Source organism: Pseudomonas kuykendallii (assembly GCF_900106975.1).
GTDB classification, from domain to species: Bacteria; Pseudomonadota; Gammaproteobacteria; order Pseudomonadales; family Pseudomonadaceae; genus Pseudomonas_O; species Pseudomonas_O kuykendallii.
The window spans coordinates 446,925-473,335 of sequence record NZ_FNNU01000004.1 but is presented as its reverse complement, the minus strand read 5'-3'; the positions used below and the strand labels follow the sequence as shown (position 1 = coordinate 473,335).

The window sequence follows — 26,411 nt, the reverse complement described above, 5'->3', positions numbered from 1 at the left end:
ACCCACGGAAAATTTCCCCGGCAGCGCCAACGGCCCGGGCAGTGCGTTTAAACTGCGCAGTCCCGACGCTTTCTGTCGCATTGCTGAAAGCACGGCGAACGGCCGGGTGGCCGCTATAACAAGTTGTCGCATGGCGGCAATGACGGCCCCGGTGCAGTCCCTACAATCCCGCTCACCACTGGCCATTCATGGCAGGAGAAAACCTCGATGTCCGCTCCGCACGCGCAAGTAGAACGCGCCGATTTCGACCAGTTCATGGTTCCCAACTACGCACCTGCCGCCTTCATTCCGGTGCGCGGCCAGGGTTCGCGAGTCTGGGACCAGAGCGGCCGAGAACTGGTCGATTTCTCCGGCGGCATCGCGGTGAACGTGCTCGGCCACTGCCATCCCGCGCTGGTCGGCGCGCTGACCGAGCAGGCCAGCAAGCTCTGGCACGTCTCCAACGTGTTCACCAACGAGCCGACCCTGCGCCTGGCGCAGAAGCTGGTCGACGCGACCTTCGCCGAGAGGGTGTTCTTCTGCAACTCCGGCGCCGAGGCCAACGAGGCCGCCTTCAAGCTGGCGCGCCGCGTTGCCCATGATCGCTTCGGCGACGAGAAGTACGAGATCATCGCCGCGCTGAACAGCTTCCACGGGCGCACCCTGTTCACCGTGAGCGTCGGCGGCCAGGCCAAGTATTCCGACGGCTTCGGGCCGAAGATCCAGGGTATCAGCCACATTCCGTTCAATGACCTGGACGCGCTCAGGGCGGCGATCTCGGACAGGACCTGCGCGGTGGTGCTGGAACCGATCCAGGGCGAGGGCGGCGTGCTGCTCGCCGAGCAATCCTTCCTGCAGGGCGCACGCGAACTCTGCGATGCGCACAACGCGCTGCTGATCTTCGACGAAGTGCAGAGCGGCATGGGCCGCAGCGGCGAGCTGTTCGCCCACACCCATTTCGGCGTGACGCCGGACATCCTCACCAGCGCCAAGAGCCTGGGCGGTGGTTTCCCGATCGCCGCGATGCTCACCACCACCGACCTGGCCAAGCATTTTTCGGTCGGCGTGCACGGCACCACCTACGGCGGCAATCCGCTGGCCTGCGCCGTCGGCTGCGCGGTGATGGACGTGGTCAACACCCGCGAGACCCTCGACGGCGTGAAGGCGCGGCACCAGCGCTTCCGCACCGCGCTGGAGCGCATCGGCCAGCAGTACGGCCTGTTCAGCGAGGTTCGCGGCCTCGGCCTGCTGATCGGCTGCGTGCTTGCCGATGCCTGGAAGGGCAAGGCCAAGGATGTCCTCGTCGCCGCCGAGAAAGAGGCGTTGATGGTGCTTCAGGCCGGGCCGGACGTGGTCCGTTTCGCCCCCAGCCTGGTCATCGAGGAAGCCGACATCGACGAAGGCCTGGCGCGCTTCGAGCGGGCGGTGGTCAAGCTGACTTCCGCCTGATCCAAGCCCGGCGTCGCGTTTCGGCGCGCCGCTAACCGTGTTCGCCGCCCTCTGGCGGCGCGTTTTTCTGGAGGAGTCACAGGATGCTGGTGATGCGCCCCGCGCAAATGTCCGATCTGGCCGAAGTGCAGCGCCTGGCCGCGGACAGCCCGGTCGGTGTCACGTCGCTGCCCGACGACAGCGGTCGCCTTGGCGAAAAGATCGGCGCCTCCGAGGCCTCGTTCGCCGCCGAGGTCAGCTTCAACGGCGAGGAGACCTATTTCTTCGTCCTCGAGGACAGCGACAGTGGCCGCCTGGTCGGCTGTTCAGGGATCGTCGCCTCCGCCGGCTATTCCGAGCCCTTCTACAGCTTTCGCAACGAGACCTTCGTGCACGCCGCGCGCGAGCTGAAGATCCACAACAAGACCCACGTCCTCTCGCTGTGCCATGACCTCACGGGCAACAGCCTGCTGACCAGCTTCTACATCGAGCCGGGTCTGGTCGATTCGATCGCCGCCGAGCTGGTGTCGCGGGCGCGCCTGCTGTTCGTCGCCAATCATCCGGAGCGTTTCGCCGACGCCATCGTCACCGAGATCGTCGGACAGAGCGACGAGAACGGCGATTCTCCGTTCTGGGACGCGGTCGGACGCAATTTCTTCGACATCAACTACGCCGAGGCCGAGCGCCTCTGCGGCCTGAAGAGCCGCACGTTCCTCGCCGAACTGATGCCGCATTACCCGATCTACGTGCCGCTGCTGCCGGATTCCGCCCAGGAGGCGATGGGCCAGGTGCATCCGCGCGCGCAGATCACCTTCGACATCCTCATGCGCGAAGGCTTCGAGACCGATCATTACATCGACATCTTCGACGGCGGGCCGACCCTGCACGCGCGAACCTCGGGCATCCGCTCGATCGCCCAGAGCCGCATGGTGCCGGTGGCGATTCTCGAGGAGCGTCGCGAGCCGATCCGTGGCGGTCGTCCGTACCTGGTCTCCAATGGCCAATTGCAGGATTTCCGTGCGCTGGTGGTGGAGCTGGACTGGGTGCCCGGCAAGCCGGTGTCCCTGCCTGGCGCCGCGGCCGAAGCGCTGGGCGCGGGTGAAGGTGCCTCGGTGCGCCTGGTGGCGGTGTGATGAGCGCGGCAGTCTTGCGGAGAATTCCATGATCGTTCGTCCCGTACGCAGCGCCGATTTGCCGGCGCTGATCGACCTCGCGCGCAGCACCGGCGCCGGGCTGACCACGCTGCCGGCCAACGAGGCGCGCCTGGCGCACCGCGTCGGCTGGGCGGAGAAGACCTTCCGCGGCGAGGCCGAGCGGGCCGATGCGGATTACCTGTTCGTGCTCGAGGACGACGAGGGGCGGGTGGTCGGCATCTCCGCCATCGCCGGCGCCGTCGGCCTGCGCGAGCCCTGGTACAACTACCGCGTGGGGCTCACCGTCAGCGCCTCGCAGGAGCTGAACATCCACCGGCAGATTCCGACGCTGTTCCTCGCCAACGACCTCACCGGCAATTCCGAGCTGTGCTCGCTGTTCCTGCATGCCGATCACCGCAGCGGCCTGAACGGCCGGCTGCTGTCGAAGGCGCGCTTCCTGTTCATCGCCGAGTTCCGCCAACTGTTCGGTGAGAAGGTCATCGCCGAGATGCGCGGGATGTCCGACGAGGCCGGCCGTTCGCCGTTCTGGGAATGCCTGGGCCGGCACTTCTTCAAGATGGAGTTCAGCCAGGCGGACTACCTCACCGGGGTCGGCAACAAGGCCTTCATCGCCGAGCTGATGCCCAAGTTCCCGCTCTACGCCTGCTTCCTTTCCGAGGACGCGCGCAACGTGATCGGCCGCGTCCACCCGGACACCGAACCGGCGCTGGCGATGCTCAAGAGCGAAGGCTTCAGTCACCAGGGCTACGTCGACATCTTCGACGCCGGCCCGGCCATCGAGTGCGAGACGGCGAAGATCCGCGCGGTTCGCGACAGCCAGCCGCTGGTGCTGGCCGTCGGTACGCCGGGCGACGATGCCACGCCGTTCCTCATCCACAACCGCAAGCGCCAGGATTGCCGGATCACCGCCGCCCCCGCGCGGATGGCCGCCGGCACCCTGGTGGTCGACCCGATGACCGCGCGGCGCCTGCAACTGACCCCCGGCGCCCAGGTGCGCGCCGTGCCGCTGAGCGCCTGAGCCCAGGCGCGGTCGAGGAGTTTCCGCCATGAGTACGCATTACATCGCCGGCGCCTGGCAGGCGGGGCAGGGCGAGGCCCTGGAATCGCTCAATCCGGTGACCCAGGAGTGCCTGTGGAGCGGCCGTGCGGCCAGCGCCGAGCAGGTCGAGGCGGCGCTGCTCGCCGCCCGCGCGGCGTTCCCGGTCTGGGCGCGGCGTCCGCTCGGGGAGCGCGTCGGCCTGCTCGAGCGCTTCGCCGAGGTACTCAAGGCGCGCGCCGACGCGCTGGCCCACTGCATCGGTGCGGAGACCGGCAAGCCCCTGTGGGAGGCTGCCACCGAAGTCACCAGCATGGTCAACAAGGTCGCCATCTCGCTGCAGAGCTATCGCGAGCGCACCGGCGAGAAGAGTGCGCCGCTGGCCGATGCCACGGCTGCGCTGCGCCACAAGCCGCATGGCGTGGTCGCGGTGTTCGGCCCGTACAACTTCCCCGGACACCTGCCCAACGGGCACATCGTGCCGGCGCTGCTGGCCGGCAACGTGGTGCTGTTCAAACCCAGCGAACTGACGCCGAAAACCGCCGAGCTGACCGTGCAGTGCTGGATCGACGCCGGCCTGCCCGCCGGAGTGCTGCAACTGCTGCAGGGCGCGCGCGACACCGGTGCCGCCCTGGCCGGCCACGATGGCGTCGACGGGCTGTTCTTCACCGGCTCCAGCCGCACCGGCAACCTGCTGCACAGCCAGTTCGCCGGGCGTCCGGAAAAGATCCTCGCGCTCGAGATGGGCGGCAACAACCCGCTGCTGGTCGATCAGGTCGAGGACCTCGACGCGGCCGTCTACACCATCATCCAGTCCGCGTTCATTTCCGCCGGCCAGCGCTGCACCTGCGCGCGCCGTCTGCTGGTGCCGCAGGGCGCCTGGGGCGATGTGCTGCTGGCGCGCCTGGTGGCGGTCAGTTCGACGATTCGGGTCGGCGCCTTCGATGAACAGCCAGCGCCGTTCATGGGCTCGGTGATCTCCCTGGACGCCGCGAAGCAGCTGCTCAAGGCGCAACGCCAGTTGATCGAGCGCGGCGCGGTTTCGCTGTTGAACATGTCACAGCCCTTGGAAAACGCGGCGCTGCTGACGCCGGGCATCCTCGACGTGAGCGCGGTCGCCGGGCGCGACGACGAAGAGCTGTTCGGCCCGCTGCTACAGGTGATCCGCTACGTCGATTTCGACGCGGCCATCGTCGAGGCCAACGCCACCCGCTACGGGCTCGCCGCCGGGCTGCTGTCGGATTCGGCGGAGCGCTACGCGCAGTTCTGGCTGGAAAGCCGCGCGGGCATCGTCAACTGGAACAAGCAACTCACCGGCGCCGCCAGCAGCGCACCCTTCGGCGGTGTCGGCGCCTCCGGAAACCACCGCGCCAGCGCCTACTACGCCGCCGATTACTGCGCCTATCCGGTCGCCTCGCTGGAAAGCGAGCGTCTCAGCCTGCCCGCCACCCTGACCCCGGGAGTCAGCCTATGACGGCACATGAAATGAACTTCGACGGGCTGGTCGGGCCGACGCACAACTACGGCGGGCTGTCCTACGGCAACGTCGCTTCGCAGAGCAACAGCCAGACCGCGTCCAACCCGAAGGAAGCCGCGCGCCAGGGCCTGGCGAAGATGAAGGCGCTGCTCGATCTAGGCTTCCAGCAGGGGGTACTGGCCCCGCAGGAGCGCCCCGACATCGCCGCGCTGCGCGGCCTGGGCTTCTCCGGCAGCGACGCGCAGGTGGTGGAGAAAGCCGCCCGCGAAGCGCCATTGCTGCTGGCGGCCTGCAGTTCGGCGTCCAGCATGTGGACGGCCAACGCCGCGACGGTCAGCCCCAGCGCCGACACCGCCGACGGCCGTGTGCACTTCACCGCCGCCAACCTCAACTGCAAGTTCCACCGCAGCATCGAGCACCCGCAGACCAGCCGCGTGCTGGCGGCGATGTTCGCCGATCCGCAGCATTTCGCCCATCACCCGGCGCTGCCGGCGGCCAGCCAGTTCGGCGACGAGGGCGCGGCCAACCACACGCGGTTCTGCCGCGATTACGGTGAGCCCGGCGTGGAGTTCTTCGTCTTCGGCCGCAGCGCCTTCGATGGCCGCTACCCGCAACCCTCGCGCTATCCGGCGCGGCAGACGCTGGAAGCCTCGCAGGCCGTGGCGCGCCTGCACGGGCTGAGCGACGCGGGGGTGGTCTACGCGCAGCAGAATCCGGCGGTGATCGATCAGGGCGTGTTCCACAACGACGTGATCGCGGTGGGCAACGGCGAGGTGCTGTTCCATCACCAGGACGCCTTCCTCGACAGCGAGCGCGTGCTCGCCGAATTGCACGACAAGCTGGCGCGCCGCGGCGGCCGTCTGCAGCCGATCGGGGTGCCGCGCGATGCGGTGGCCGTGGACGACGCAGTGCGCTCCTACCTGTTCAACAGCCAACTGCTCAGCCGCGCCGATGGCAGCATGCTGCTGGTGGTCCCGGAGGAATGCCGCAGCAACCCGGCGGTGTGGCGTTACCTCGAGGGGCTCGCCGCCAGCGGCGGTCCGATCCGCGAGGTGAAGGCCTTCGACCTCAAGCAGAGCATGCAGAATGGCGGCGGTCCGGCCTGCCTGCGCCTGCGCGTCGCGCTCAACGATGCCGAACGGGCGGCGGTCAATCCGGGCGTCGTGCTGACGCCGGCGCTGTACCAGGAACTGCTCGCCTGGGTCGATGCCCATTACCGTGATCGCCTCGGCGAAGCCGATCTGGGCGACCCTCAACTGCTGCTGGAATGCCGCACGGCGCTGGACGAGCTGACCCGGATACTTAAACTGGGCTCGGTCTATCCGTTCCAGACCAACTGATTCTCCCGGCCGCGGGCTTCCCGCGGCTTCCGCCTTGCCATGCGGGCCGCGCCCGCCATCTGGAGTAACCCATGAGCGACGCCCTTCAATTGATCCTCGAAGACACCGACGGCACCCAGCTGGAAACTTCCTGCACGCGTTTCGCCGTGGTCTGGCAGGGCCGCGAGCTGTGGATTCAGCAGAACAACGGGCAGTTGCTGATCGGCGTGGACATCGAGGACGGCGACAGCGAATACGCCAACCTGCTGCTGCGCCCGATGGCCACCAACCTGGTCAGCCTGCAGCTGGAGATGGAGCCGGTGGAAGCCGACGAGGAAGACGACGAACACGTGCACGGCCCGGATTGCGGCCACTGAGCAGCGCGCGACGCGCCAGACAGGGAGTACGCCCATGCTTGCCCTCGGCAAACTGCTTGAACTGACCCTGGTCCGCCGTGAGCCGACCGAGAAGATTCAACTGACGGTAGAGGGCGTTCGCCTGCACTGGCTGACCGAGGGAGTGCTAGAGGTCACTCCGCCCAGCGGCAAGGACGACGGCCTCGACCTGTTGCTCTCCGCGGGCATCCACGGTAACGAAACCGCGCCGATCGAACTGCTCGACCGGCTGCTGCAGGACATCGCCAGCGGCCGTTTGAAGCCGCGCGCGCGGGTCCTGTTCATGTACGGCAACCCGGATGCCATGCGCCGTGGCGAGCGCTACCTGGAGCAGGATCTCAATCGCCTGTTCAACGGTCGCCACGAGGACTCCAGCGGCTTCGAAGCCCTGCGCGCCGCCGAGCTGGAGCGGCTCGCCGCGGCGTTCTTCTCCCGTCCCGGGCGCGAGCGCCTGCACTACGACCTGCACACGGCGATTCGTGGCTCGAAGATCGAGCGTTTCGCGCTCTATCCGTTCGCCAGCGGCCGAGAGCATTCGCGGCGCCAATTGGCGCGCCTGAGCGCGGCGGGGATCGACGCCGTGCTACTGCAGAGCAAGCCGGGGATCACCTTCAGCGCCTACACCTATACGCACCTGCAGGCCGAGGCCTTCACCCTGGAACTGGGCAAGGCGCGCCCCTTCGGGCACAACGACGGGGTCGACCTGCACCTGCTGGAAGCGCGACTGGCGGCCCTCATCGAAGGCCGCGAGGAGTCGGCGGACGACAGCCTCGACGATTTGCAGCTGTTCGCCGTCGCCCGCGAGGTGATCAAGCACAGCGATGCATTCCAGCTTCATCTCGCCGCCGACGTGGAGAACTTCAGCGAACTTCCGCCGGGCTACCTGCTCGCCGAGGACATCGCCGGAAGCCGCTGGCTGGTGGAAGAGGAGGGCGCGCGGATCATCTTCCCCAATCCGAAAGTCGCCAACGGCCTGCGCGCCGGCATCCTGATCGTCCCCACGCAGGCTCCGTCCGGCGTCTGAACCACTCGTGCTGCCTGCACAATGCCGACGGCTGGCGCTATCCTGCGCACCCGGCTGCCGTTCTGCGGCGGCCCGCCGCACTCACCGGAGCCCGAGAATGTCCCTGATCGACCTGCGTAGCGACACCGTCACCCAGCCCACCGAGGCGATGCGCGAAGCCATGGCCCGCGCGCCGCTGGGCGACGACGTCTACGGCGAGGACCCGACGGTCAACCGTCTCGAGGCCTACCTGGCCGAGCGGCTCGGCTTCGCCGCGGCGCTGTTCGTGCCGACCGGCACCATGAGCAACCTGCTCGGCCTGCTGGCGCACTGCGAACGTGGCGACGAGTACATCGTCGGGCAGCAGGCGCACACCTACAGGTACGAGGGCGGTGGCGCGGCGGTGCTGGGTTCGATCCAGCCGCAGCCGATCGAGATGGAGGCCGACGGTTCGCTCGACCTGGCCCGGGTCGCCGCGTACATCAAGGAGGACGACTTTCACTTCGCCCGCACGCGCCTGCTGGCGCTGGAAAACACCATGCAGGGCAAGGTGTTGCCGCTGGACTACCTGGCCCGCGCCCGTAGCTTCACCCGCGAGCGCGGCCTCGCCCTGCATCTGGACGGCGCGCGGCTGTTCAACGCGGCGGTCAAGCTGGGCGTCGATGCGCAGGAGATCGCCCGGCATTTCGATTCCGTCTCGGTGTGCCTGTCCAAGGGTCTCGGCGCGCCCATCGGTTCGGTGCTGTGCGGCAGCCAGGCGCTGATCGACAAGGCGCGTCGCTGGCGCAAGATGGTCGGCGGCGGCATGCGCCAGGCCGGCATGCTGGCGGCTGCGGGGCTGCATGCGCTGGAGCACCAGGTCGAGCGCCTGGCCGAGGACCACGCCAATGCGCAGCTTCTCGCCGAACAGCTGCGCGGGCTGGGCTTCGAGGTGGAGCCGGTGCAGACCAACATGGTCTACGTGCAGATGGGCGATCAGGCCGGCGCGCTGAAGGCCCGCGCCGCCGAGCAGGGAATCAAGCTGAGCACCGCGCCCCGCACGCGCCTGGTGACTCACCTGGATTTCCACGCCGAACACATCCCGCGGGTTCGCGAGCTGTTCGCCGGTTTCCGCTGACCGCCGCGCTGCCCCTCGGGGCGTTTCGCCCGATACCCAGATACCTGTCGCCCCGATAGCGTGAGTCTATTCACAAAGCACTATCGGGCGGGCGCGGGGCCTATATAATGCGGCCCTTTGCCGTTATTTCCTGTCCGGCCGTTTCCCTGGAAAAATCCAATGAAAAGCGCAGAAATCCGTGAAGCCTTCCTCCGCTTCTTCGAAGAGAAGGGGCACACCCGTGTGGCGTCGAGTTCGCTGATTCCGGCGAACGATCCGACCCTGCTGTTCACCAACGCCGGGATGAACCAGTTCAAGGACTGCTTCCTCGGCCTGGAAAAGCGCGCCTACACCCGCGCCACCTCCAGCCAGAAGTGCGTGCGCGCCGGCGGCAAACACAACGACCTGGAAAACGTCGGCTACACCGCGCGTCACCACACCTTCTTCGAGATGCTCGGCAACTTCAGCTTCGGCGACTATTTCAAGCGCGATGCGATCAGCTACGCCTGGGAGTTCCTGACCTCCGAGAAATGGCTGAACCTGCCCAAGGAAAAGCTCTGGGTCACCGTCTACGCCTCGGATGACGAGGCTTTCGACCTCTGGACCAAGGACATCGGCGTCCCGGTCGAGCGCATGGTCCGCATCGGCGACAACAAGGGCGCGCCCTACGCGTCGGACAACTTCTGGGCGATGGGCGACACCGGTCCCTGCGGGCCGTGCACCGAGATCTTCTTCGACCACGGCGCCGACATCTGGGGCGGCCCGCCCGGCTCGCCTGAAGAAGATGGCGACCGCTACATCGAGATCTGGAACAACGTCTTCATGCAGTTCAACCGGACCGCGGACGGCGTGCTGCACCCATTGCCGGCGCCGTCGGTGGATACCGGCATGGGCCTGGAACGGATCAGCGCGGTGCTCCAGCACGTGCACTCGAACTACGAGATCGACCTGTTCCAGAACCTGCTGAACGCCTCCGCGCAGGCCATCGGCTGCGCCAACGAAGAGCAGGCCTCGCTGAAGGTGGTCGCCGACCACATCCGTTCCTGCGGCTTCCTCATCGCCGACGGCGTCACGCCCTCCAACGAGGGGCGCGGCTACGTGCTGCGCCGCATCATTCGCCGCGCCTGCCGTCACGGCAACAAGCTGGGCGCCACCGGCAGCTTCTTCTACCGCATCGTCGCCGCGCTGGTGGCCGAGATGGGCGAGGCCTTCCCCGAGCTGAAACAGCAGCAGGCGCACATCGAGCGCGTGCTGAAAACCGAGGAAGAACAGTTCGCCAAGACCCTCGAGCAGGGCCTGAAGATCCTCGAGCAGGATCTGGCCGACCTGCAGGGCTCGGTGATTCCCGGCGAAATCATCTTCAAGCTGTACGACACCTACGGCTTCCCGATGGACCTCACCGGCGACATCGCCCGTGAGCGCGAGCTGACCCTCGACGAGGAAGGCTTCGAGCGCGAGATGGACGCCCAGCGCAAGCGCGCCCGCGCCTCCAGTGCCTTCGGCATGGACTACAACGCGCTGGTCAAGGTGGAGGGCGAGACACGTTTCACCGGCTACCTGGGCACCACCGGCGAAGGCAAGGTCCTGGCGCTGTTCAAGGACGGCGCGGCGGTCGAGCAGCTGCACGCGGGCGAGGAGGGCGTGGTCGTGCTCGACCAGACGCCGTTCTACGCCGAGTCCGGCGGCCAGATCGGCGATGCCGGTTTCCTTGCCGGCGAAGGCCTGCGTTTCGACGTGCGCGACACCACCAAGGCCGGCGGCGCGTTCCTTCACCACGGCATCCTCGACAGCGGCTCGCTGAGCGTTGGCGCCAGCGTCGAGGCCACCGTCGACGCCTCGGTGCGCCAGGCCACGGCGCTCAACCACTCGGCGACCCACCTGCTGCACGCGGCGCTGCGCCAGGTACTCGGCGAGCACGTGTCGCAGAAGGGTTCGCTGGTCGACAGCCAGCGCCTGCGCTTCGACTTCAGCCATTTCGAGGCGATCAAGCCCGAGCAGCTGAAAGAGCTAGAAGACATCGTCAACCGCGAGATCCGCGCCAACACCTCGGTCGAAACGCAGGAGACCGACATCGAGACCGCCAAGGCCAAGGGCGCCATGGCGCTGTTCGGCGAGAAGTACGGCGACCGCGTGCGCGTGCTGAGCATGGGCGGCGGTTTCTCCGTCGAGCTGTGCGGTGGCACCCACGTGTCGCGCACCGGCGACATCGGCCTGTTCAAGATCACCAGCGAAGGCGGCACCGCGGCGGGCGTGCGGCGCATCGAAGCGGTAACGGGAGCGGCCGCGTTCGCCTATCTGAACGGCGCCGAAGAGCAGCTCAAGGAGGCCGCCAACCTGGTCAAGGGCAGCCGCGACAACCTGATCGACAAGCTGTCCGGCCTGCTCGAGCGCAATCGCCAGCTGGAGAAGGAACTCGCCCAGCTCAAGGCCAAGGCCGCGAGCAGCGCCGGCGACGACCTGGCTGGGTCGGCGGTGGACGTGAAGGGCGTCAAGGTGCTTTCCGCGCGTCTCGACGGGCTCGACGGCAAGGCGCTGCTGGCGCTGGTCGACCAGTTGAAGAACAAGCTGGGGCGCGCGCTGATCCTGCTCGGCGGCGTGCTCGACGACAAGGTCGTGCTGGTGGCCGGCGTCACCGCCGACCTGACTGGCCAGTTGAAGGCCGGCGAACTGATGAAGCAGGCCGCTGCGGCGGTCGGCGGCAAGGGCGGCGGTCGTCCGGACATGGCTCAGGGCGGCGGCAGCGAGCCGGCGAAACTCGACGAGGCTCTGGCGCTGGCGAAAACCTTCGTCGAACAGGGTCTCTGATGTGACTGCCGGCGCCGATCGGGTATCGGCGCGGTGCAGGCCTTGGCAGTGGTTGGGGTTGTATGTTTAATGGGCGCCCTTCGCGGGCTTAGGCGGCTTTTGAAATGGCTTTGATCGTACAGAAATTTGGGGGCACCTCCGTCGGCACCGTCGAGCGTATCGAGCAGGTGGCCGAGAAGGTCAAGAAATTCCGCGAGAACGGCGACGACATCGTCGTCGTGGTCTCGGCCATGAGCGGTGAAACCAACCGCCTGATCGCGCTGGCGAAGCAGATCGACGAGCAGCCGCACGCACGCGAGCTGGACGTGATGATCTCCACCGGCGAGCAGGTGACCATTGCCCTGCTGGCCATGGCGCTGAACAAGCGCGGCGTGCCAGCGGTGTCCTATACCGGCAACCAGGTGCGCATCCTCACGGACAGCGCCTTCAACAAGGCGCGCATCCTGCAGATCGACGATCGCAAGCTGCGGGCCGAGCTGAAGGCCGGTCGCGTGGTGGTGGTCGCCGGTTTCCAGGGTGTCGACGAGCAGGGCAACATCACGACCCTCGGTCGCGGCGGTTCGGACACCACCGGCGTCGCCCTGGCGGCCGCGCTGAAGGCCGACGAGTGCCAGATCTATACCGACGTCGACGGCGTCTACACCACCGACCCGCGCGTGGTGCCGCAGGCCCGCCGAATGGACAAGATCACCTTCGAGGAGATGCTGGAAATGGCCAGCCTCGGTTCCAAGGTGCTGCAGATTCGTTCGGTCGAGTTCGCCGGCAAGTACAACGTCCCGCTGCGCGTCCTGCACAGCTTCCAGGAGGGTCCGGGCACCCTCATTACCCTTGATGAAGAGGAATCCATGGAACAGCCGATCATCTCCGGCATCGCCTTCAACCGCGACGAAGCCAAGCTGACCATCCGTGGCGTGCCGGACAATCCCGGCGTGGCCTTCAAGATTCTCGGCCCGATCAGCGCGGCCAACATCGAAGTGGACATGATCGTGCAGAACGTCGCGCACGATAACACCACCGATTTCACCTTCACCGTGCATCGCAACGACTACCAGAACGCCCATGCCGTGCTGGAAAACACCGCGCGCGAAATTGGCGCCCGGGAAGTGGTCGGCGACGTGAAGATCGCCAAGGTGTCCATCGTCGGTGTCGGCATGCGTTCCCATGCCGGCGTCGCCAGCCGCATGTTCGAATCGCTGGCCAAGGAGAGCATCAACATCCAGATGATCTCGACGTCCGAAATCAAGGTTTCCGTGGTAATCGAAGAGAAGTACCTTGAGCTGGCGGTACGTGCGTTGCACACCGCGTTCGAGCTGGACGCGCCTTCGCGACCCGGCAACGAAGAATAAACCCCCGACAAAGGCGCTATTTCGCGCCTTTTGTCGTAATTGGCTGTGCCGGCGGAACTTTACGTTCCTCGAAGACGGTCAATACTGGGGAGCAAGCCCGGCCGGAAGATTGTGCCGGGCAGTAGTGAATATCTGCAGACACAGTTGTCTTGCTATGAATCCGAAAGGGAGTGAAAGGAATGCTGATTCTGACTCGCCGGGTAGGGGAGACCCTTATGGTAGGTGACGACGTTACGGTCACGGTGTTGGGCGTGAAGGGTAATCAGGTGCGCATCGGCGTGAATGCGCCCAAGGAAGTGGCGGTTCACCGCGAAGAGATTTACCAGCGCATCCAGAAAGAGAAAGATCAAGAACCAAGCCACTAATTTTTCTCAAAATTTTGGCTTTGCAAAGCGGGGGAACATGGGTATCATGCGCCCCGTTGCGGAGAGGTGGCCGAGTGGCCGAAGGCGCTCCCCTGCTAAGGGAGTACACCTCACAAGGGTGTCGGGGGTTCGAATCCCCCCTTCTCCGCCATTGCATTACCTGGGTGTGGTGCAAGTGAGTTGAACAGCAAGGTATTGAAATAGCTGACAACCTACTTGAATCACAGAGCGAGTTCCCTATAATGCGCACCCCATGCACTCATAGCTCAGCTGGATAGAGTACTCGGCTACGAACCGAGCGGTCGGAGGTTCGAATCCTCCTGAGTGCACCAATTTAGAATGGCTTGCAGCGATGCAAGCCATTTTGTTTCAACCAGCGGTGACCTGGTCCATCAAGCGCCACATGCACTCATAGCTCAGCTGGATAGAGTACTCGGCTACGAACCGAGCGGTCGGAGGTTCGAATCCTCCTGAGTGCACCATACAAGGAAGGGCCTGCAGCGATGCAGGCCCTTTTTCTTTGTCAGCGTTTTTTCTTCGCCTTGCTTTTCACGCAACCGGCTTCGTCGAAGGTCACCTGGCGGCTGCGGCCATTGCCGTCCGCCTCGTAGGTGTAGCGCACCTGGCCGTTTTGCGTGCTGACCTTGTCCGGGCGGCCGAAGGCGCTTTCGATGTCCTGCCGGCTCATGCCGTCGCGCACTTCCCGGCGGATCGTCGCCTGGCGGCGCTGGCTCGCGTCCAGCAGGTTGCCGCAACCGTCATCCTGGCCTCCGGTCACCACCAGCTCGCGCGGCTTTGCCTGCTTCTTCCCGGACTTGACCCCGGCGTTCTTCTTCGGCGTCGCCATCGGCACCGGCTTGCCGTTGCCCGGCGTCGGATTCTCGGCCTGTTGCAGCGCCTGCTGCTGGTCGATGGGGCAGCCGCGCTGGCTGAAGGTGACCTTGCCCGCGGCGTCGACGCAGCGGAACACGCTGGCGGCCGTCGCGGCGTGCGGCAGGCCGAGCGCCAGGGCGAAGAGCCCTGCGTATAGCGATCCATGCATGGAAACGTCCTCCTGACGAAACGAGCGCAGTGTAGTTGCTCGCCGCGCGCACGAGGTGTCCCGGCGTCGTTCCATGGCGTCGCACGGCTATTCAGCCTTCGCCGAGATTCGCTTCGCAAACGTTTGTTCTTGGTCGGGTTTTGTCGAGTGCAAAGGCGCCGGGCAGTGGGTATGATTGCCGGCGTCAGCCCCGCCGGGGCTTGTGGAACACCCCCATGGACTTACCCAGTAGTCGCTTAAAAGCCCGTTTCGCCGATCACATGACCGATTGAACCCTTGGCGCGCGCCGCTGCTGGGGGGGGAGTGCGCCATGAACGAAGTAGAAATCAAGAAACCGCAAGAAAGCCTGCAGGATCGCCTGGCGCAGGTGATCGATCTGCTGCACCGGCACAAGCTGGTGGAAGACCTGACGCACCGTCAGGAAGGCATGCACCACGATCGCGTGGAAAACCTGGTGCACCGGCAGAACCTCGCCGAGCTGCAACGCAAGCTCGATGAGCTTCACCCCGCCGACGTCGCCCACATTCTCGAAGCGCTGCCGCTCGACGACCGTCTGACCGTCTGGCAACTGGTCAAGTCCGAGAACGACGGCGACATCCTCCTCGAAGTTTCCGATGCCGTCCGGGAAAACCTGATCGCCGACATGGACGATCACGAGTTGCTCGCCGCGGCCAAGGAGATGGACGCCGACGAACTCGCCGACCTGGCGCCGGAGCTGCCGCGCGACGTCGTCCACGAGCTGATGGAAACCCTCGATGCGCAGCAGCGCGAGCGCGTGCGCTCGGCGTTGTCCTACGAGGAGGACCAGGTCGGTGCGCTGATGGACTTCGAGATGGTCACCATCCGCGAGGACGTCAGCCTGGAAGTGGTGTTGCGCTACCTGCGCCGCCTGAAGGAACTGCCGAGCCACACCGACAAACTCTTCGTGGTCGATTACGACGGCGTGCTCAAGGGCGTGCTGCCGGTCAAGCGGCTGCTGGTCAACGACCCGGAGAAACAGGTCGCCGAGGTGATGGCCAACGATCCGGTGAGTTTCCACCCGGACGAGGACGGCTACGACGCCGCCCAGGCCTTCGAGCGCTACGACCTGGTTTCCGCCCCGGTGGTGGACAAGAACGGCAAGCTGATCGGCCGCCTGACCATCGACGAGATGGTCGACCTGATCCGCGAGGAGAGCGAAAGCGAAGTCCTCAGCATGGCCGGTCTGCGCGAGGAGGAAGACATCTTCGCCTCGGTCTGGAAATCGCTGCGCAACCGCTGGTCCTGGCTGGCGATCAACCTGATCACCGCGTTCATCGCGTCGCGGGTGATCGGCCTGTTCGAGGGTTCGATCGAGAAACTGGTGGCGCTCGCCGCGCTGATGCCGATCGTTGCCGGCATCGGCGGCAACTCGGGCAACCAGACCATCACCATGATCGTCCGCGCGATGGCGCTGGACCAGGTCGGCACCGGCAACACGCAGCGTCTGCTGCGCAAGGAGCTGGCAGTCGCGCTGGTCAACGGGCTGGTCTGGGGCGGGGTGATCGGTGCGGTCGCCTATGCGCTCTACGGCAGCTGGTCGCTGGGCGTGGTGATGACCGCGGCGATGACGCTGAACCTGCTGCTGGCCGCGCTGATGGGCGTGCTGATTCCGATGACCCTGGCGCGGCTGGGCCGCGACCCGGCGATGGGCGCCAGCGTGATGATCACCGCGATGACCGACAGCGGCGGCTTCTTCATCTTCCTCGGCCTGGCGACTCTCTTCCTGCTGTGACCTCCCGCGTCTTCAATCCTGGCATTTTATCCCGGCGAAATCCTCGCGCAACGCGGCGCCGCGCTTGAGCAGCGTGGCGCGCTGGGTGTCGCTGGCGGTCGCCATCAGGTCGACGAACAGGTCGATCCCGGCCTGTTCGGTGGCCGCGAACGCCTGGCGGTAACTCTCCGTCCATAGCGTTTCACGCTGCTGCAGAAGCACCTTGATCCGTCCGGCGAACTCCGCGCTGTGGCGCTGTTCGAGGGCGATCAGCAGTTCGTCCTGCCAGCGCGCGCGGTTTTCCAGCCAGGCCTGGTTCTGCTCGCCCAGCGAACTCGACCACAGCCGTACGCGTTGCCGTTGCGCCTCGCTGAGGCGCCCCATCCAGGTTTCCAGGCGTTTGCGCATGCGTTCGGCGCGCTCGTCGATCTGCTCCTGCAGCGGCACGTCCAGGTACTTCTCCCTGCGCTCGCGGCGGTCGTCGGCGAAGGACGTCGCCAGTTCCTCGACCTGCTCGTCGTTAAGGCCGCGCAGCATCTCCACCGTCGACGGGGTGATTTCCTCCGCCACCGTGGCCACCGCCTGCTTCGCCTCCGCCAGCCGCGCGCGCAGCTCGGGTTCGCTGACCCGCCGCTCGGCGACCATCGCGTGGACCTTGTCCATCCAGGCGAGATAGCCCGGCAGCTGGGTCCTGCAGTGCCAGCTCAACTGTTCGCGCAGCTGGCTGTCGAAAGCGCTGCGCTGCTCCGGGGTCATGTCCAGGTAGTCGCTCACCGACCAGGGAATCAGCCGGTCCAGATGGCGGTAGGCGAGGCCGATGCGGGTACAGCTTTGCAGCAGCAGGGCGCTGGCGAGCACCAGCAGGAACGCGTGTCGATAAGCAGGGCGCATGGAGGCAGTCTCTGTCCGTGACACCTCATCAGAGGCGCAAGAGGGTCTCGCAGTTCGCCCGGCGAGCCGACCACTGGCACGAGCGATGCCCGCTGGAGACGGTCAGTTAGGGATGATCACCATTATCTGGAGCCTATCGATGACCGATTTCACCGCCGACTGGGCGACGATCCGGGACCTACTGAGGATCGCGAGACGCGATGAAGTCCTGGGTTTTCACGATGCCAGCGTCGTGGTCGCGGCGCGCATCGGAACCCGCGCCGATGACCCCGAAGTCATCCGGGCGATCCTGGCGGCAGGCGACGCCCTGGCCAGCAACGGCTTCATCCGCGCCTCGCTGCCGTTCGACGAGGAAGCGTGGATCTTCGCCATCACGCCGCTGGGTTCGCAACTGCTCGATTGGTTGGACGACGAGGCGCGCTGGCGACGGCTGCAACCGCTGCTTGACGAAAAGCTCGGCGGCACGAGCGATTCCTACCAGCCGCTGAGCGCGGATACCTTCGGCGATGCACTGGCCCGTGTCGCCGCGCACTGAGCGGCGGCCTACCTCGAGGAGCTCCCATGAGCGGACGTAAGCCGGCCGAAGCACGGCCAGGGCGCGCATCGGGCGGTGCGCCATGATCGACTGCCTGATCATCGGCGCAGGTCCTGCCGGGCTCACCGCGGCGATCTACCTTGCGCGCTTTCACCGCGACATCCGGCTGATCGACGGCGGCGCCAGCCGCGCCGAGCTGATCCCGCTGTCGCACAACTATCCGGGTTTTCCTCCCGGCATTTCCGGCATCGACCTGCTGGCCCGTCTCCGGCAGCAGGTCGATGGCTATGGCGCCATAACCCTGCACACCCAGGTGCGCAGCCTGCAGCGCCGGGACGACCTGCACTTCGAGGCCGTACTGGACGACGGCAGCCGGTTGCAGGCGCGCAGCGTACTGCTGGCCACCGGCATCGAGGATGAGCTGCCGCCCGAGCTGGAAGAACCCTACGACGCCATCCGCGCGGCGCGCGTGCGCCTCTGCGCGATCTGCGACGGCTATGAGGTCGATGGCGACGACGTGGCGGTCTATGGCGAGGCGGAATGCGCCATCCGCCACGCGGTGTTCCTGCGCACCTTCACCGACCGGGTGACGGTGATCGCCCATGGCGAAAACGAAGCCTGCGCGCAGGCGTTGGAGCTCGCCGAACACTACGGCATTCGCATGATCGGCGACCGTGTCGATCGCATGCGGATCGAGGACGACAAGGTCATCCTGCTCACCTGCAAGGGCGAGGAGCTGTGCTTCGACATGGTCTATCCCACGCTGGGGTCGCGGGTGCGCTCGGAGTTGGCGATCAGGCTGGGAGCTGTGTGTGACGAGAGCGGAGCGCTGCGGGTGGACCGCCAGCAATGCACCAGCGTGCCCGGGCTCTATGCCGCCGGCGACGTGGTTTCGGCGCTGCACCAGGTGAGCACAGCGACCGGCCAGGCGGCGCAGGCGGCGACGGCGATCCACAACAGCCTCGAGGCCAACCCCTGGAGCCGGCCGGCCCGCGGGCGCGAAGCTACTGGGGATCGACGGGCGTGAGGCTTTCGGGCGGCGGCGTGACCAGTGCGTTGACCAGCGCCAGCGCTCGCTCGAAGGACGGGTAGCCGCTTTTCGCCACGTCCAGGTTGGCGTAGTCGGCGCGGTATTCCTCGGCCCGTTCGGGATCGGCCTCGCTGACCAGGAAGGGTTCTGAATAGATCTTGTACATCAGCGCGGTGGCGTGCGGATGGCCCTTGGCGACGGCCTTCTCCAGCAGCTTGAGGACTTCGTCCGTCTGCGGGCCGAGACGGATCAGCAGCACGGCCTTGTAGAAAGCGGTTTCGCCGGTCTGGTCGTCGCGTGCGGCGCGATCGAGCAGCGCCTCGGCCAGTTCCAGGCTTTCCAGATCGCCGGAGCCGACCAGGATCTTCGCCTGCAGCAGGTCGTTCTGGTAAAGCAGGCGCTCGGTCTGGCAGTCGGAGCGGCTCCACGGGCTGTCGCACATCGACGAGCTGCATCCGGCGAGGCCGAGCGAAGCGGCCAGGACAATCCATTTCTTCATTCTTCTTGTGTCCCCATGTGCTGCGTTGACCGCAGGTTCGACTGCGCGAAGGCCATGCGGTTCGCTGTTTCACCACGCTGGCGCCCTGCGCCGAGGGTTCCAGGACGGGCCTCAGAAACGCTCGTCGGGCTTGAGATAGCGCCATTCCCCCGGCTGCAGTTTAGCCATCGCCACGCGACCGATGCGGATCCGTTTCATCGCCACCACCTGCAGGCCCACCGCCTCGCACAAGTGTCGAATCTGCCCTGGTTGCGGCGCCTTGAGGGCGAAGCGCAGGCGCGTTTCGTTCTGCCAGCTGACCTTCAGCGGCGTTTCCGGCTGGCCCTTGTAGCTTTGCGGGCGGTTCAGGCGCTTCAGGCCGTTCTCGATGATCGTGCCGCTCACCTCGACGATGAACTCCTGCTCGAGCTTGGCGGCGTCTTCCTTCAGCGCCCGCGCAACGCCGTGGTTCTGGCTGAAGATCACCAGCCCGCTGGCATCGGTTTCCAGTGGCGTGAGCAGTTCCTGGCGGAGGAAGTGCTTCTTCACCGGGCGTTGCCCGGAGCTGTCGTCGTCGGCGTGGTGCTCGGCGCCGAGCAGTTGCTGCACGGAGTTGGCGCCCGAGCCGATGCCGTAACCCGCCGGCTTGTGCAGCAGCAGGGTGGCGAAGCCGATCGGTGCGGCCACGGCGCCGGGCAGCAGTTCGATGCGCTGGGCATCGACCTTGAACTGCGGTTCCTCGACCACCTTGCCATCCACGCTGACCCAGCCGCCCTCGATATAGAGTTCGGCCTCGCGGCGCGAGCAGGGCAGCAGTTCGGCGAGGCGTTTGGAGAGGCGCACGGGTTCGGTCATGGTCTGGGCTCTGAAGACGGTGGGGGATTGTAACCGGCTATGTGATTCGTCGCGGAATGCCTGGCGCAGCGGTCAGACTGTTCGCGGGATTTTCATCCAGAGGACCGACTGCATGATGCCAAGAACCCTTCTGCCGCTGTTGTGCGGCGCCCTGTTGTGGGCTACCGAGGCGGCCGCGCAGGCGTCCGGGGGCGGCGAGCTGAGCGTGGTGGAGGTGGTCGGCGGGCTGGAAAACCCCTGGGCGCTGGCCTTCCTTCCCGGCGGCAGAGACATGCTCATCACCGAGCGCAGCGGCAACCTGCGCCTGCTCGGCGACGCCGGCCTGTCCGCGCCGCTGGGCGGCGTGCCCGAGGTCTTCGCGCGCGGGCAGGGCGGCTTGCTCGACGTGGCACTGTCGCCGGATTTCGCCCGGGACCGCCTGGTCTACCTGTCCTACGCGGAGGCGGGCGAGGACAAGGCCGGGACGACGGTGGGGCGCGGTCGCCTGGCGAGCGACGGTTCGCGCCTGGAGGACTTCCAGGTGATCTTCCGCCAGCAGCCCAAGCTCTCCACCGGGGAGCATTTCGGGTCGCGCCTGGCGTTCGATCGCGACGGCTACCTGTTCATCGCCCTGGGCGAGAATAACCAGCGGTCCACTGCCCAGGACCTCGACAAGCTGCAGGGCAAGCTGGTGCGCCTGCACGCGGACGGCAGCGTGCCCCACGACAACCCCTTCGTCGGCCAGGCCGGCGTGCGTGGGGAAATCTGGTCCTACGGGCATCGCAACCAGCAGGGCGCGGCGATCAACCCCTGGAGCGGCGCCCTCTGGAGCCACGAGCACGGTCCGCGCGGGGGCGATGAGGTGAACGTCCCGGCCGCCGGCAGGAACTACGGCTGGCCGCTGGCGACGCACGGCATCAACTACAGCCTGCTGCCGATTCCCGAGGCGCGCGGCGAGTTCGTCGAAGGCACCGAGCCGCCGCTGCACGTGTGGGAGAAGTCGCCGGCGATCAGCGGGATGGCCTTCTACGACCACCCGCGCTTCCCCGAATGGCGGCAAAGTCTGTTCATCGGCGCGCTGCGCGGCTACCTGATCCGCCTGCAGCTGGAGGGCGACAAGGTGGTTGGCGAGGAACGCCTGCTGGAAAACTTCGGCAGCCGCATCCGCGACGTCCGCCAGGGACCGGATGGCTACCTCTACCTGCTGACCGATGCGTCCGACGGGCAACTGCTGAAGGTCGGCCTGGAGTAAGGCTACAGCGGGCGCGAGGCCTGGAAGCGCATGGCACCGTCGCAGCGGGTGTTGAAGCCGGAATAGGCCGAACACTCGCCGTCACTCAGGCTGGAGGCGCTGTAGGACAGGTTGAGGTCGAAGCCCAGCCAGGGGCGGCTCAGGTTCACCGACCAGTCGTTGAATACGCGGACGTTGGCGCCGTCGGCCAGTGCCACGGGCGATTGCAGCACATGGTTGCCGTACTTCACGATCACCTGGAAGCCCAGTGATTCCTGCAGGTCGAAGTTGGCCAGCAGGGTGCGGTCCTGGCGGTCGGGGTCGAGGCTGAAGGACGCGCCCAGGCGATGGCCAAACACCGTCAGCCCGCCGTAGTACTCCTCGACTTCCATCTGGCCGACGCTCGGATAGCTGTTGAGCAGGGTGCCCAGTTCGTAGCCGAAGTGATCGTCCACCGGGTGCTTGAAGCCGGCGTAGGTTTCCATTGTCAACTGCTCGCCTTGCTCCGGGGCGAGGTCCGGCGCCCATTGCCCGAGGTACCAGCCGCTGCTGTGGGTCAGGTCGAAGCCGCCGTGCACCTGGCCGCTGGTCTGCGGCTTGACCAGGCCCTGGGCCATGCTGCGGGTCGGGGCCGAGCCGAGCTTGAGGTCGAAATCGCCGACCTCGCGCTGGATGTTGGTGGTTTGCAACTGCGAGGCGCAGCCGCCCAGGCAAAGCGTCAGAAGAAGCCATGATTCACGCATGTCGCGCACTCCTCTTGAATCAAAGGAGTGACTCGTCACGCTGCTCGTGTCAGCGCCCAGCCACCGCAGGAAGAGCCCAGGCTCCGTGTCCACCGATCGGCTGGTGCGGCGCAAAGCCGCATTCCAGACCTATCCGTGGAACCTTTTAACAGCTAAGGCGTCCTCGGCGAACCGCCGTTCGTCAATCGCTCCGCCACGCGGGGAAATTCCAGCCCGTGGCCGGGCGCTGCGGGTAGAATGCGCGGCCTGGCGCATCAAGGCACACAACATGGCACTCATCGGGCGTTTCAATTCTCTTCAGGTGGTCAAGCACACCGACTTCGGGCTCTACCTGGATGGCGGGCCGGACGGCGAAATCCTGCTGCCCAACCGTTACGTTCCCAAGGGTGAACCGACCGATATCGGCGACTGGCTGAACGTCTTCGTCTACCTGGACAGCGACGACCGGGTGATCGCTACCACCTTGAAACCCAAGGTGCAGGTGGGTGGTTTCGCCAGCCTCAAGGTGGCGGAAATCAACCGTGTCGGGCTGTTTCTCGACTGGGGCCTGCCCAAGGACCTGCTGCTGCCGCACTCGGAAGAGAAGCGCCCGCTGCAGGTCGGCGACTATTGCGTGGTGCACGTCTACCTCGACAAGCGGACCCGGCGCATTACCGCCACCGCGCGTCTGGACCGCTACCTGGACAAGACGCCGCCGCGCTACGCCGTCGGCCAGGCGGTCGACCTGTTGGTCGTCGAAGCCACCGACATGGGCTTCAAGGCGATCATCAACGGCCAGCACTGGGGGCTGATTCACAAGAACGAGGCGTTCAAGTTCCTGCGCAGCGGCATGCAGGAGAAGGGCTTCATCCGCGAGCTGCGCGACGACGGCAAGATCAGCCTGAGCCTCCAGCCGGTGGGCGAGAAGGCCGCCGAAAGCCTCGCCGAGCAGATCCTGCGCCAGTTGCGCGACAACCACGGCGCGCTGCCGCTGAGCGACAAGAGTTCGCCGGAAGAGATCACCCGGCGCTTCAACGTGAGCAAGGGCAACTTCAAGAAGGCCATCGGCGGCCTCTACAAGCAGGGGCTGATCCGCATCCTAGAAGACCGCATCGAACTGCCGTGACGGCGGTTCGATCCCCGGTCCTTGCCGCTCGGGCGGTAACCTCATTGCCCCCGTCGCGGCCCGCCACTCCGGCCATTCGCCGCCTGCTGGCCCGCGCTCGCCGCTGAGCGCTGCGTCGAACGTCTTCATTTTGTAACGGTCCATTTTGGGCGACCGCGGCTCAGGCACTGGCTTGCGCGGCACGCCCCTGATTGTGGAGCGAAATCGAATGGAGCTAGCCGACCCTTGCATATCGCCGATATGACCATGTTCTACGCGCCCGCCAGCGGTGGCGTGCGCACCTACCTGGAAGCGAAGCACCGCCGCTTGCGCCTTCATCCCGATGTGCAGCACAGCGTGCTGATTCCGGGCCCCGCGTACCAGCAGGCCGATGGCATTTACCAGGTGCCTGCTCCCGCCTTGCCGTTCGGCAAGGGCTACCGTTTCCCGGTGCGCCGGGCGCCCTGGCGCAACCTGCTGCGCACGCTGGGCCCGGACCTGATCGAAGTGGGCGATCCGTACATGACCGCCTGGGCGGCGCTGGACGCCGGCCGCCAGCTCGACGTGCCGGTGATCGGCTTCTATCACTCGGACCTGCCGCTGCTGGCCTGCAACCGTCTCGGCCCATGGATCGGCACCAACATGGAGGCCTATGTCGCGCGGCTCTACCGCAGCTTCGACCGCGTCCTCGCGCCTAGCCAGGTGATGGCCGACAAGCTCAGCCGCCTCGGCGTGCGGGACGTGCACGTGCGCCCGCTGGGGGTGGACCTGCAGACCTTCCGGCCGCAACGCCGCGACGCCAGCCTGCGCCGTGAACTGGGCCTGGCCGAGGACGCCCGGCTGATGATCTTCGCCGGCCGCGGCTCGCGCGAGAAGAACCTTCCGGTGCTGCTGGAAACCGCGCGCCGCCTGGGCTCGCCCTATCACCTGCTGCTGGTCGGCTCGAACATGCCGCGCCATGTGCCGGACAACGTCACGGTGCTGGAAGGCTTCCGCCCGGCCGACGAAGTGGCCCGGCTGATGGCCAGCAGCGACGTGCTGCTGCATGCCGGCGACCAGGAAACCTTCGGCCTGGTGGCGCTCGAGGCGATGGCCAGCGGTATCCCGGTGGTGGCCGTGCGCGCGGGCGCGCTGGCGGAGATCGTCACCTCGCAGGGCGGCCGGCTGTGCGCGCCGAACGACGCCGTCGCGATGGCCAGCAGCGTGCGCGAACTGTTCGAGGACGACGTGCGGCTGCTCGGCGCCAGGGCACGCCAACTGGTCGAAACGCAGTATTCCTGGGACGCCGTGGTGGCCGGGCTGCTCGCCCATTACCGCGCGGTGCTCGGCACCTTCGAATTGCCGATGGCCGCCAATGGCTGAGCGCAGCCTGATGCTGGTGCTGCACGACGTGGCACCGGAAACCTGGCCCGACTACCGGCCCTTCGTCGAGGCGGTGGACGCGCTCGGCCGGACAGCGCTGGGGCCGATTCCGATCACCTGGCTGGTGGTGCCGGACTTCCACCACCGCAATGCCCTCGATGCGCATCCGGAATTCTGTCGCCTGCTCGACACGCGGCTGGCGCGCGGCGACGAGCTGGCGCTGCACGGTTTCTACCATTGCGACGACGCGCCGAAGCCGCGTACCCCGAAGGACTGGTTCATGCGCCGGGTCTACACCTGGGAAGGGGAGTTCTACGCGCTGGATCGGGCTGAGGCGCAGCGGCGCCTGGAGGAGGGCATGGCGCTGTTCCAGCGGAATGGCTGGCCACTGCACGGTTTCGTCGCGCCGGCCTGGCTGATGAGCCCAGGCACCCGCGAGGCGTTGAGCGCCAGCGGGCTGAGCTATACCAGCGACCCGCAGCACTTCTATCTGCTCCCCGAGCACACCCCCATCGACGCGCCCGGCCTGGTCTGGAGCGCGCGTAGCGCCTGGCGGCGTGGCATGTCGCGGCTGATCAGCGAGCGGGCGCTGCGTGAGCATCGCGAGGCGCCACTGCTGCGCCTCGGCCTGCATCCGGTGGACATGCGCCACGGCTTTTCCCGCGACTACTGGCTCGACCTGTTGCGCCGGCTGATGGACGAGGGCCGCGTGCCGACCACCAAGATCGATTGGCTGCGAAGCCGGCTTCGAGCGACGAGCGCGGCGGCATGAGTCGCAGCCTTTGGCTGCTGCTCGGCGCGCTGCTGGGCGCGGCGCTGGTGCCGTTGCTGCTCGGCGGCAGCGGCCTGTTCGAGCGCCTGCGGACGTTTCCGGGCGGCATGCTGGCGTTGATGTTCGGCATGATCCTGCTGTGCTGGAACCTCAATGCGTTGCGCCTGCGGCTGCTCCTCGGCGATCACCCGATCGGTCATGGCCAGGCGCTGGGCGTGGTGGTCGCCACCGAGTTCGCCATCTGTGCCACGCCCGGTGGCGCCGGCGGCCCGTTGACCATGATGGCGCTGCTGATGCGCCGCGGCGTGCGCCCGGCGCAGGGCACGGCGATCTATACCGTGGACCAGTTGAGCGACCTGCTGGTGTTCGTCTGCGCGCTGCTCGGCATCCTGGCCTATGCACTGTCGCATGCCTTCAACGCTCATGTCGGCTGGCTGCTGGGCAGCAGCGCGGCGCTGCTCGGTGGCGCGCTGCTGGCGCTGGCGTTGCTCGGGCGCTATCACCACGGCGCACTTCGCGGCCTCGGCCGGCTCGCCGGGCGCGTCGGTATCGATGCGCGTCGACGGCTGCACCTGGCGCGCAAGCTGCTGGCGTTTCGCAACGCGCTGCGCGCCAGCCTGCGACGCCCGCCGCGGGTGCTGCTCGGCGTCTTCGCCCTGACCGCCGCGCACTGGCTGCTGCGCTACAGCGTGCTGTACCTGACCCTCGCCGGGCTGGGCCATGCGATTCCCTGGGCCTGGACCTTTCTGGTGCAGATGCTGGCGCTCACCGCTGGTCAGCTGAGCCTGCTGCCCGGCGGCGCGGGGGGCGCCGAGCTGGCGTCCGCCGCGTTGCTCGCGCCGATGGTGGGCAAGTCGACCGCGGGCGCCGCGATCCTGATCTGGCGCGCGGTGACCTATTACTTCTACCTGATCGCCGGCGCGCCGGTGTTCCTTCACCTGGCCGGCAGGCCACTGCTGGAACGCCTGATGCGCTCGCGTTCCTCGTAAACGAGGCGATGCCGGTCGTCAGGTTCTTCGAACTCCACAACTGACGCAGCAGTCAGTTTTTATGTACCTACCAACCTGTGGAGTGATGATATGAGCAGCACTACCGACAAGATCAAAGGCAAGACCAACGAAGCCGTAGGCAAGGTCAAGCAAGGTGTGGGCGAGGCGACCGACAACAGCCGCCTGAAAGGCGAAGGCAAGCTGCAGGAAGCCAAAGGCGAAACCCAGACTGCCATCGGCAAAACCAAAGATGCTGTGAAAAAGGCCGGCAATCTCTGATCGAGC

The 26,411-nt window shown here is 66.6% G+C and carries 25 protein-coding genes and 3 tRNA genes; 23 read left to right on the top strand and 5 right to left on the bottom strand.

Annotated elements, in window-relative coordinates:
• Positions 1 to 207: 207 nt before the first annotated feature.
• The 14 genes from BLV15_RS15530 (at position 208) to BLV15_RS15465 (ending at position 13,885) form a co-directional block, all read left to right on the top strand.
• Complete coding sequence (locus tag BLV15_RS15530) at positions 208 to 1,428, top strand: aspartate aminotransferase family protein (protein WP_090230143.1); 1,221 nt, start codon at positions 208 to 210, stop codon at positions 1,426 to 1,428.
• Between the two features lie 83 nt (positions 1,429 to 1,511).
• Positions 1,512 to 2,540: an arginine/ornithine succinyltransferase subunit alpha gene (gene aruF / locus BLV15_RS15525; protein ID WP_090230141.1), complete on the top strand. Its 1,029-nt coding sequence runs from the start codon at positions 1,512 to 1,514 to the stop codon at positions 2,538 to 2,540.
• Between the two features lie 28 nt (positions 2,541 to 2,568).
• Positions 2,569 to 3,579 (top strand): arginine N-succinyltransferase, encoded by a 1,011-nt coding sequence (astA, locus tag BLV15_RS15520; protein WP_090230138.1) that lies wholly within the window; start codon positions 2,569 to 2,571, stop codon positions 3,577 to 3,579.
• A gap of 28 nt (positions 3,580 to 3,607) precedes the next feature.
• Positions 3,608 to 5,071, top strand: coding sequence for a succinylglutamate-semialdehyde dehydrogenase (astD, locus tag BLV15_RS15515; RefSeq protein ID WP_090230136.1), 1,464 nt, complete (start codon positions 3,608 to 3,610; stop codon positions 5,069 to 5,071).
• Positions 5,068 to 6,414, top strand: coding sequence for an N-succinylarginine dihydrolase (astB, locus tag BLV15_RS15510; RefSeq protein WP_090230133.1), 1,347 nt, complete (start codon positions 5,068 to 5,070; stop codon positions 6,412 to 6,414). Before astD ends, astB begins: the two co-directional genes overlap by 4 nt.
• Positions 6,415 to 6,485: 71 nt before the next feature.
• Positions 6,486 to 6,770 carry a topoisomerase II gene (locus tag BLV15_RS15505; protein WP_090230131.1) on the top strand — a complete coding sequence of 95 codons (285 nt, stop codon included), beginning with the start codon at positions 6,486 to 6,488 and terminating at the stop codon, positions 6,768 to 6,770.
• 34 nt (positions 6,771 to 6,804) lie between these two features.
• The gene (gene astE / locus BLV15_RS15500) at positions 6,805 to 7,812 is read left to right on the top strand and encodes a succinylglutamate desuccinylase (protein ID WP_090230128.1); all 1,008 of its coding nucleotides are present in this window, start codon (positions 6,805 to 6,807) and stop codon (positions 7,810 to 7,812) included.
• Between the two features lie 97 nt (positions 7,813 to 7,909).
• Positions 7,910 to 8,908: a low-specificity L-threonine aldolase gene (gene ltaE, locus BLV15_RS15495; RefSeq protein WP_090230125.1), complete on the top strand. Its 999-nt coding sequence runs from the start codon at positions 7,910 to 7,912 to the stop codon at positions 8,906 to 8,908.
• A 159-nt stretch (positions 8,909 to 9,067) separates the two neighbouring features.
• Positions 9,068 to 11,692 (top strand): alanine--tRNA ligase, encoded by a 2,625-nt coding sequence (gene alaS, locus BLV15_RS15490; protein ID WP_090230123.1) that lies wholly within the window; start codon positions 9,068 to 9,070, stop codon positions 11,690 to 11,692.
• Positions 11,693 to 11,796: 104 nt separating this feature from the next.
• Positions 11,797 to 13,038, top strand: a complete 1,242-nt coding sequence (locus BLV15_RS15485) for an aspartate kinase (RefSeq protein ID WP_090230120.1) — start codon at positions 11,797 to 11,799, stop codon at positions 13,036 to 13,038.
• Positions 13,039 to 13,217: 179 nt separating this feature from the next.
• A complete protein-coding gene (csrA, locus tag BLV15_RS15480) occupies positions 13,218 to 13,403 on the top strand; it encodes a carbon storage regulator CsrA (RefSeq protein ID WP_003283978.1) in 186 nt (61 codons plus the stop codon).
• A gap of 60 nt (positions 13,404 to 13,463) precedes the next feature.
• Positions 13,464 to 13,554: transfer RNA gene (locus BLV15_RS15475), tRNA-Ser, on the top strand.
• A gap of 104 nt (positions 13,555 to 13,658) precedes the next feature.
• Positions 13,659 to 13,735, top strand: a tRNA-Arg gene (locus BLV15_RS15470).
• Positions 13,736 to 13,808: 73 nt separating this feature from the next.
• Positions 13,809 to 13,885 (top strand) — tRNA-Arg (locus BLV15_RS15465).
• 41 nt (positions 13,886 to 13,926) lie between these two features.
• On the opposite strand, the gene BLV15_RS15460 is transcribed toward BLV15_RS15465, so the two are convergent.
• Positions 13,927 to 14,445, bottom strand: coding sequence for a DUF4124 domain-containing protein (locus tag BLV15_RS15460; RefSeq protein WP_090230117.1), 519 nt, complete (start codon positions 14,443 to 14,445; stop codon positions 13,927 to 13,929).
• A 310-nt stretch (positions 14,446 to 14,755) separates the two neighbouring features.
• On the opposite strand from BLV15_RS15460, the gene mgtE reads away from it, so the two are divergent.
• Positions 14,756 to 16,198, top strand: coding sequence for a magnesium transporter (gene mgtE, locus BLV15_RS15455; protein ID WP_090230115.1), 1,443 nt, complete (start codon positions 14,756 to 14,758; stop codon positions 16,196 to 16,198).
• Between the two features lie 12 nt (positions 16,199 to 16,210).
• Here the strand turns inward: mgtE and BLV15_RS15450 are convergent, their stop codons facing one another.
• Positions 16,211 to 17,068: a DUF6279 family lipoprotein gene (locus BLV15_RS15450; RefSeq protein ID WP_090230113.1), complete on the bottom strand. Its 858-nt coding sequence runs from the start codon at positions 17,066 to 17,068 to the stop codon at positions 16,211 to 16,213.
• A gap of 139 nt (positions 17,069 to 17,207) precedes the next feature.
• Between BLV15_RS15450 and BLV15_RS15445 the strand changes: the two genes are divergently transcribed.
• Positions 17,208 to 17,603 carry a hypothetical protein gene (locus tag BLV15_RS15445; RefSeq protein WP_090230110.1) on the top strand — a complete coding sequence of 132 codons (396 nt, stop codon included), beginning with the start codon at positions 17,208 to 17,210 and terminating at the stop codon, positions 17,601 to 17,603.
• An 82-nt stretch (positions 17,604 to 17,685) separates the two neighbouring features.
• Positions 17,686 to 18,630 (top strand): NAD(P)/FAD-dependent oxidoreductase, encoded by a 945-nt coding sequence (locus BLV15_RS15440; protein ID WP_090230107.1) that lies wholly within the window; start codon positions 17,686 to 17,688, stop codon positions 18,628 to 18,630.
• Here the strand turns inward: BLV15_RS15440 and BLV15_RS15435 are convergent.
• Both BLV15_RS15435 and BLV15_RS15430 read right to left on the bottom strand, forming a co-directional pair.
• On the bottom strand, positions 18,608 to 19,132 hold the full coding sequence (locus tag BLV15_RS15435; RefSeq protein ID WP_090230103.1) for a hypothetical protein: 525 nt from the start codon (positions 19,130 to 19,132) through the stop codon (positions 18,608 to 18,610). The two genes, BLV15_RS15440 and BLV15_RS15435, sit on opposite strands and share 23 nt — an antisense overlap.
• Positions 19,133 to 19,243: 111 nt before the next feature.
• Positions 19,244 to 19,966: an rRNA pseudouridine synthase gene (locus BLV15_RS15430; RefSeq protein ID WP_090230100.1), complete on the bottom strand. Its 723-nt coding sequence runs from the start codon at positions 19,964 to 19,966 to the stop codon at positions 19,244 to 19,246.
• Between the two features lie 112 nt (positions 19,967 to 20,078).
• Between BLV15_RS15430 and BLV15_RS15425 the strand changes: the two genes are divergently transcribed.
• A complete protein-coding gene (locus BLV15_RS15425) occupies positions 20,079 to 21,197 on the top strand; it encodes a PQQ-dependent sugar dehydrogenase (protein WP_090230098.1) in 1,119 nt (372 codons plus the stop codon).
• 2 nt (positions 21,198 to 21,199) lie between these two features.
• On the opposite strand, the gene BLV15_RS15420 is transcribed toward BLV15_RS15425, so the two are convergent.
• Complete coding sequence (locus BLV15_RS15420; protein ID WP_090230095.1) at positions 21,200 to 21,919, bottom strand: TorF family putative porin; 720 nt, start codon at positions 21,917 to 21,919, stop codon at positions 21,200 to 21,202.
• Between the two features lie 268 nt (positions 21,920 to 22,187).
• Between BLV15_RS15420 and BLV15_RS15415 the strand changes: the two genes are divergently transcribed.
• The 5 genes from BLV15_RS15415 (at position 22,188) to BLV15_RS15395 (ending at position 26,405) form a co-directional block, all read left to right on the top strand.
• On the top strand, positions 22,188 to 23,024 hold the full coding sequence (locus BLV15_RS15415) for a CvfB family protein (protein WP_090230094.1): 837 nt from the start codon (positions 22,188 to 22,190) through the stop codon (positions 23,022 to 23,024).
• 225 nt (positions 23,025 to 23,249) lie between these two features.
• On the top strand, positions 23,250 to 24,365 hold the full coding sequence (gene gpgS / locus BLV15_RS15410) for an N-acetylglucosaminyl phosphatidylglycerol synthase (protein WP_090230091.1): 1,116 nt from the start codon (positions 23,250 to 23,252) through the stop codon (positions 24,363 to 24,365).
• Positions 24,358 to 25,137 carry an N-acetylglucosaminyl phosphatidylglycerol deacetylase gene (gpgD, locus tag BLV15_RS15405; RefSeq protein ID WP_090230089.1) on the top strand — a complete coding sequence of 260 codons (780 nt, stop codon included), beginning with the start codon at positions 24,358 to 24,360 and terminating at the stop codon, positions 25,135 to 25,137. The genes gpgS and gpgD overlap by 8 nt, the downstream gene beginning before the upstream one ends.
• Positions 25,134 to 26,126: a glucosaminyl phosphatidylglycerol flippase gene (gene gpgF / locus BLV15_RS15400; protein ID WP_090230087.1), complete on the top strand. Its 993-nt coding sequence runs from the start codon at positions 25,134 to 25,136 to the stop codon at positions 26,124 to 26,126. The genes gpgD and gpgF overlap by 4 nt, the downstream gene beginning before the upstream one ends.
• A gap of 90 nt (positions 26,127 to 26,216) precedes the next feature.
• Positions 26,217 to 26,405, top strand: coding sequence for a CsbD family protein (locus BLV15_RS15395; protein WP_090230085.1), 189 nt, complete (start codon positions 26,217 to 26,219; stop codon positions 26,403 to 26,405).
• The last annotated feature ends 6 nt before the right edge of the window (positions 26,406 to 26,411 follow it).

Coding starts and splice junctions, on each gene's coding strand:
- BLV15_RS15530 (WP_090230143.1), top strand. CDS start 208: ATGTCCGCTCCGCACGCGCAAGTAGAACGCGCCGATTTCGACCAGTTC.
- aruF (WP_090230141.1), top strand. CDS start 1,512: ATGCTGGTGATGCGCCCCGCGCAAATGTCCGATCTGGCCGAAGTGCAG.
- astA (WP_090230138.1), top strand. CDS start 2,569: ATGATCGTTCGTCCCGTACGCAGCGCCGATTTGCCGGCGCTGATCGAC.
- astD (WP_090230136.1), top strand. CDS start 3,608: ATGAGTACGCATTACATCGCCGGCGCCTGGCAGGCGGGGCAGGGCGAG.
- astB (WP_090230133.1), top strand. CDS start 5,068: ATGACGGCACATGAAATGAACTTCGACGGGCTGGTCGGGCCGACGCAC.
- BLV15_RS15505 (WP_090230131.1), top strand. CDS start 6,486: ATGAGCGACGCCCTTCAATTGATCCTCGAAGACACCGACGGCACCCAG.
- astE (WP_090230128.1), top strand. CDS start 6,805: ATGCTTGCCCTCGGCAAACTGCTTGAACTGACCCTGGTCCGCCGTGAG.
- ltaE (WP_090230125.1), top strand. CDS start 7,910: ATGTCCCTGATCGACCTGCGTAGCGACACCGTCACCCAGCCCACCGAG.
- alaS (WP_090230123.1), top strand. CDS start 9,068: ATGAAAAGCGCAGAAATCCGTGAAGCCTTCCTCCGCTTCTTCGAAGAG.
- BLV15_RS15485 (WP_090230120.1), top strand. CDS start 11,797: ATGGCTTTGATCGTACAGAAATTTGGGGGCACCTCCGTCGGCACCGTC.
- csrA (WP_003283978.1), top strand. CDS start 13,218: ATGCTGATTCTGACTCGCCGGGTAGGGGAGACCCTTATGGTAGGTGAC.
- BLV15_RS15460 (WP_090230117.1), bottom strand. CDS start 14,445: ATGCATGGATCGCTATACGCAGGGCTCTTCGCCCTGGCGCTCGGCCTG.
- mgtE (WP_090230115.1), top strand. CDS start 14,756: ATGAACGAAGTAGAAATCAAGAAACCGCAAGAAAGCCTGCAGGATCGC.
- BLV15_RS15450 (WP_090230113.1), bottom strand. CDS start 17,068: ATGCGCCCTGCTTATCGACACGCGTTCCTGCTGGTGCTCGCCAGCGCC.
- BLV15_RS15445 (WP_090230110.1), top strand. CDS start 17,208: ATGACCGATTTCACCGCCGACTGGGCGACGATCCGGGACCTACTGAGG.
- BLV15_RS15440 (WP_090230107.1), top strand. CDS start 17,686: ATGATCGACTGCCTGATCATCGGCGCAGGTCCTGCCGGGCTCACCGCG.
- BLV15_RS15435 (WP_090230103.1), bottom strand. CDS start 19,132: ATGAAGAAATGGATTGTCCTGGCCGCTTCGCTCGGCCTCGCCGGATGC.
- BLV15_RS15430 (WP_090230100.1), bottom strand. CDS start 19,966: ATGACCGAACCCGTGCGCCTCTCCAAACGCCTCGCCGAACTGCTGCCC.
- BLV15_RS15425 (WP_090230098.1), top strand. CDS start 20,079: ATGATGCCAAGAACCCTTCTGCCGCTGTTGTGCGGCGCCCTGTTGTGG.
- BLV15_RS15420 (WP_090230095.1), bottom strand. CDS start 21,919: ATGCGTGAATCATGGCTTCTTCTGACGCTTTGCCTGGGCGGCTGCGCC.
- BLV15_RS15415 (WP_090230094.1), top strand. CDS start 22,188: ATGGCACTCATCGGGCGTTTCAATTCTCTTCAGGTGGTCAAGCACACC.
- gpgD (WP_090230089.1), top strand. CDS start 24,358: ATGGCTGAGCGCAGCCTGATGCTGGTGCTGCACGACGTGGCACCGGAA.
- gpgF (WP_090230087.1), top strand. CDS start 25,134: ATGAGTCGCAGCCTTTGGCTGCTGCTCGGCGCGCTGCTGGGCGCGGCG.
- BLV15_RS15395 (WP_090230085.1), top strand. CDS start 26,217: ATGAGCAGCACTACCGACAAGATCAAAGGCAAGACCAACGAAGCCGTA.